This is a genomic window from Telmatospirillum sp. J64-1 (genome assembly GCF_006980715.1).
GTDB lineage: Bacteria > Pseudomonadota > Alphaproteobacteria > Rhodospirillales > Magnetospirillaceae > Oleiliquidispirillum > Oleiliquidispirillum nitrogeniifigens.
In genome coordinates, this window is the sequence record NZ_SBHN01000051.1 from 1 (window position 1) to 5231 (window position 5231).

Annotated in this window: 3 protein-coding genes and 1 pseudogene; 1 reads left to right on the forward strand and 3 read right to left on the reverse strand. The window is 61.6% G+C overall.

What is annotated here, in order from left to right; all coding sequences use genetic code 11:
* The 3 genes and pseudogenes from EPD66_RS23355 to EPD66_RS23365 form a co-directional block, all read right to left on the reverse strand.
* A pseudogene (locus tag EPD66_RS23355) lies at window positions 1–261 on the reverse strand (aconitate hydratase B); the annotation flags it as partial.
* Window positions 262–491: 230 nt separating this feature from the next.
* Window positions 492–1760 carry a hypothetical protein gene (locus EPD66_RS23360; RefSeq protein WP_142850974.1) on the reverse strand — a complete coding sequence of 423 codons (1269 nt, stop codon included), beginning with the start codon at window positions 1758–1760 and terminating at the stop codon, window positions 492–494.
* 183 nt (window positions 1761–1943) lie between these two features.
* Window positions 1944–3113 (reverse strand): acyltransferase, encoded by a 1170-nt coding sequence (locus EPD66_RS23365; RefSeq protein ID WP_142850975.1) that lies wholly within the window; start codon window positions 3111–3113, stop codon window positions 1944–1946.
* A 767-nt stretch (window positions 3114–3880) separates the two neighbouring features.
* Between EPD66_RS23365 and EPD66_RS23370 the strand changes: the two genes are divergently transcribed.
* Window positions 3881–5231 (forward strand): family 16 glycosylhydrolase (locus EPD66_RS23370; protein ID WP_221931096.1); only part of this gene is annotated, 1351 nt, incomplete at its 3' end.

Consider the following 5231-nt stretch of genomic DNA (forward strand, 5'->3'; position numbering starts at 1 on the left):
CGTCGCCTTGATGCGCGAGATCAGGCCGTTGCTCTCCTCGCCCAGCGCGATCCGCGCCAGGAAGTCGGCCTTGACCTTGGCCGCATCGTCGACCCCGGCCGGCACCCGGTGGGTGAGCAACTCGACAAGGAAATCCGCCTCGCCCGCAGGCGGCGTCCTCAACAGGCCGACCAACTCTTCCGTCTGCGGGGCAGACAGCGGCAGGGGCGGAATCCCGAGCGCGGCACGCTCGGCGACATGCTGGCGATAGGCTTCAAGCACGACTGGATCCTCTCGATAATTTGGTTGCGGGAGAGACGCCGGGGTCCCTCGCCGCGACGGGGGTCTTGCGGCGAGAAGATAGCACCCCTACACGAAAAGGGAAGAGAGTCGCCCACCCTTAAGGGCAGGTTTTCGCTTCCGCTCTCCCAAAAGCAGCTCCAACAGGATTGCCCGGCAGGGATAGAACCTTTTGGCGAGGATGAAAAGTCCCGCCGGAGGTTCTGTCGCCGCTAGGCCGAGGAAGGATGGGCCGTGCTGGCCTGGGGTTGGGGAAGAAGCATGGATTCCGGCGTGCTGCGGGCCTGCATGACCACCAGGGACAGGATGATGGCATGAAGGCGGGCATCGAGAAGCATGCCGCCCAGCAGCATGAAGATGTAGAGCACCGCCAGCGAGATCGTCACCGACCGCGCCTGCTCGAACAGGGAGTAGAGGAAATATCCCATGAACAGCACGAAGCCGATCAGGCCGTATTCGAAGAACAGCTTGCTCCATGTCGGGTCGTGGCTCTGATAGGGCAGGGACTGGATGGCGTTGAGCGTGGCGCCCGAGCCGAAGCCGAACAGGGTGCGGGTGGTGTCGACCAACTGCAGGTCGGAAACCATCCACATCGGCGCGATGAAGCGGGCGAAACCGCTGGATTCATGCTGCTGGAATTCGGCTACGCGCTTGACGATGACGTCCAACTGGAGCTGCGCGGCCACGCTGGCCACGAGGACGGCGCCGATGGCGGCGATGACCAGCAGGCGGGGAGACAGGTAGCGCAGGGCCAGCCAGGGCAGGAACAGCAGCAGGAGCGACAGGCCGGTACCCGAATAGGTGAGCATCAGCGCCGCGCCATAGACCGCCAGCCGTATTCCCGGCCGAAACCAGATCAGTTCGATGATGATGGCCAGGGCCAGGTATTGCGACAGGATGGAGGCTTCCAGGAGGAAGAAGCCGTTGGTCTTGACGATGTCCGAGCCCCAGAACAGTTCGTTCACGAGGTTGAAGTTGCGGACGATATAGGGCTCGGGGACCCAGTGCTCCCAACTGAACAGCGACGGGTCGGGATAGACGAACTGTACGAAGAACTGGATGATCCCGGCAGCCGCGCAGACCAGCGCCAGGGTCTGGTAGATCTGCAGCACGCCGCGATAGGTGGCCTCGTTGCTGCGCGCGACGAAGATGAAACAGGCATACATCGTCAGCAGGAAGGCCAGCGACATATGGGACACATATTGCGCCAGCAGCAGGCCCGAGGCGACGAGATAGAGGGCCAGCACGCCCAGCAGCAGGAACCGTATTGGCTCGACCATCAGCCGACCGCTTGCCGCCATCACCGCGACCGCCGCCAGGGTGACGATCAGATTGGCGGGAATCTGCTCGGCCCCCATGGGGATGGCGAAGCGCTGGAGGATGGTCGCGGCGAAAAGCACCGCCCCGAGACAGACAAGAATGACCGGGTCGGCGCGTTCGATGACGGGCGAGGGCATCCGGGTCCTATCGTAGAATGACATCGTCACCTCCAAGTCCTCACCAAAGTTGGGCAGAGGTGTTGCCGCTGTTCAATGACGCGGATCGGCGGAAGAGGTGAATAAAATCGTCAGAACCTCTACCGCGTCCGGCGATGGAAAATATGCCTTGGAAGGGGGAACCTCTTCATTGGGCACGGGATCTTTCCCCGTCCGGGTATTATTCTTCTATTTCGAGCGCGAGGATGTTTCCTCATAGCCGCGTTTCACGGGCGCACCTCCTTGCGGCGAGGGAGGGGCGGGCAAAGGCTGCGCGCCGATCCTGCTTCCCAGGCGCCGTCCCAGCGCCATGGACGGCATTTCCACCAGGCGGTAGCAGGCGAAGGCGAGGGGAAGGGTCAGCGGGATCGAGAAAAGGGCGATGAGGAGATTCGCCATCTCGCCGCTGAAGCCCAGGGACACGAACAGCCAGGAGGTGAAATAGAAGACGGAAAGGTGCAGGAGATAGAAACTGTACGAGATGCGTCCGAGGGCGTTGAGGAAAGGCGAGGAGAGAAGGGCGAAGCGCTCCGGCGCCCCGGCAATCGCCGCGAGGATCAGGAAGGAGCCCGCCGCCGCCGCCACCTGCTTCTGGAAATAGGAGCCGAGGACCAAGTCGGAGACGAAGAAGATGGCCAGGCCGAGGGCGACGGCCTGACGGGCATGGCGCACCAGAAGGGAAGGCGGTCCCTGGAGGGCGATGCAGATGCCGATGGCGAAACAATAGAGATAGCGCAATTCGGGATGGCGATGCGCCGCCACGGCCAGCAGGAGGAGGCCCGCCAGGAAAGGCAGCGCCCGTCCCTTGAAGACGCGGTGAAAGCTGATCAGGAGGAAGGGAAGGGCCAGCGATCCCCAGATCTCCACATAGATGGTCCAGGTCACGACATTGACGTCGGTCTTGATCAGGAGAAGGTTGAGGCCGGTGGTCGGAAGGGTGGGCGGCGTCAGGAACAGAAGGGTGAACCATTCCGAGAATTCCTCGCCGACCGGCGGGAAGTGGAACAGGGTGATGACCGCATAGGTCAGCACCACCGACACCGCCATGGCGGGCCACAGCCGCAGCAGCCGCTGGACGGCGAAGCCCAGATAATGCCGCAGCCCCTGTTCCTTCTCTCGGAGGGAAAGGGTCAGGACGAATCCGCTCAGGACGAAGAACAGGATGACGGCGGCGGTGTCGTTGAAGGCGGCATTGATGATGCGGAACAGCCAGACCTGGCTGTTCGTTTCGAGCGTCAGCGTCTCCAGCCAATATGTCCTGCTGTCACCGATCGAGAAGACAAGAAGGCAATGGGAGAAGGCGACAGCTAAGGCCGCAAGGCCGCGCACGCTGTCGAGTTGCGTGATGTGCTGACGCATTGGACCACTCTTCAATCGAGATGGGGCCCATCGGACGGGGCCGCTGGCATGACGGAGATTTCCCGTCTTTCTCGATGTTAATTTATTGTGCTGGTCCACCCCGTTTTAGTGTGCGTCGGGTTTATCGCTTTTGTTCCGGCGGCTCGCGTCTTTATTCGGGATGGCCACGCCCGGATAGGGGCCGGAAGAAAAAGACCATGCGCGCAAGGGGTGCCGCCTCCTGCTTCCTGGGAGCGGGAGTTTCGCCCTCCGGCTATTCGCGCAGGCCACCCACCCGCCTGGCGGGGAGGCGGCCCCGGAGCTGTACCGGCCGGGTTATATTACGTGGATAGCTTTCCCGGATCGGGTGCGGCAAGGGGTACGGGCCGATATTCTTTCCAGCTATTCCGGAATAAGGGCCTGCGTCCCGCTTTTCTTCATGAAAACTTTCCGGCGCCCCGCATTCCGGCGAGGCAGGGGCTGAGCGTGCTCTATCCCTTTTGGATGCCTAGGCGGGAAGTGGCGGCGATATGGGAAAAACCCTTTCCCTATCCTTTCGCGTGCTCCGGCAGGCGCGGATCCCTGCTTCTGCCCCTGGGGTTTTCGTTTAAGTGATTGAAAGGGAATAAAGAGATAAATAAACCTGTATTAAGTAACTAATCCTTTCGATGAAGTCCCGAAAAAGACACCCCGTGTCAAAAGTGTGTTACCCAAACTAGGTAAGATTCCATTAAGTGGTAGCCAAGCCTAATCCTGCGCAACAAGTCATCCAAGCGGCAGGAGCAGAAATGGCGAGCATCTATGATCGCTACAGCCTCACGTTCAATGAAGAGTTCAATTCATTGGACTTGTGGAATCCCAACACTCAGCAGGGGACCTGGAGCACCACGTTCATGTGGGAAGACGGTAATCTGCGCACGCTGCCCAGCAACAACGAGCAGCAGATCTACGTCGATCCCTGGTACAAGGGCCTGGGGCTCAACCCCTTCGGTGTGGAAGACGGCATTCTCACCATCACTGCTCAGCCCTCGGCCAATCCCTCCCAGACCGATGGTTTCCGCTATACCTCGGGCCTGATCACCACCGAGAAGTCCTTCGCGCAGCAATACGGCTATTTCGAAATGAGCGCGAAGCTGCCGCCCGGTCAGGGGATCTGGCCCGCCTTCTGGCTGCTGGCCACCGACGGCAGCTGGCCGCCGGAAATCGACGTCATGGAAGTGCTCGGGCACGACATGAACACCCTCTATACCTCGCTGCATACCAATCACAGCGGGCGTGGGGGCACCAAGGCGACGCAGACGCCGGATCTGTCGGCCAGCTTCAACACCTATGGCATGGAATGGACCGCCACGAATATCGTGTGGTATTTCAACGGTCAGGAAATCGCCCGCATGGCGACGCCCAATGACATGCACAAGCCCATGTACATGCTGGCCAATCTGGCCGTGGGCGGCAACTGGCCGGGTTCGCCGAACAGCAGCACGCCCTTCCCGGCAGAATACCAGATCGATTACATCCGCGCCTACGAGCTGAAGGACCCGAATTCACCGGCTCCCAGCCCGTCCCCGACTCCCGCGCCCACTCCAGCGCCGACGCCTGCTCCTACTCCTGAGCCGACGCCTGCTCCGACCCCGGCCCCGACTCCTGAGCCGACCTCGCCGCCCGATCAGGATGACGGCCTGCTGACCCTGCCGGAATCGGGCGCGCCGACGCGCTGGATCCAAGGCGGCTCGGGCAACGACACCCTGAACGGCACCAGCGGCAACGACTTCATCAACGGTCGCGCCGGCGACGACACCATGATCGGCGGCAAGGGTGACGACTACTATGTCGTCGATAGCCCGCGCGACCGCATCATCGAGAAGCCCGGCGAAGGCATCGACACCGTCGAACTGTGGGCGCGTGAGTACGTCCTGCCCGAGAATGTCGAGAACATGCTGCTGATGGCGACCTATGCCCAGACGGCGACCGGCAACGACCTTAGCAACATCATTAAGGGCGGGCCGGGCGACAACATCATCAACGGCATGGGTGGCAACGACTACCTGACCGGCGGTGGCGGCAAGAACACCTTCATCATCCAGAAGGGCAACGGCAACGACGTCATCGGCGACTTCACCCCGGCTGCCGACCTGGTGC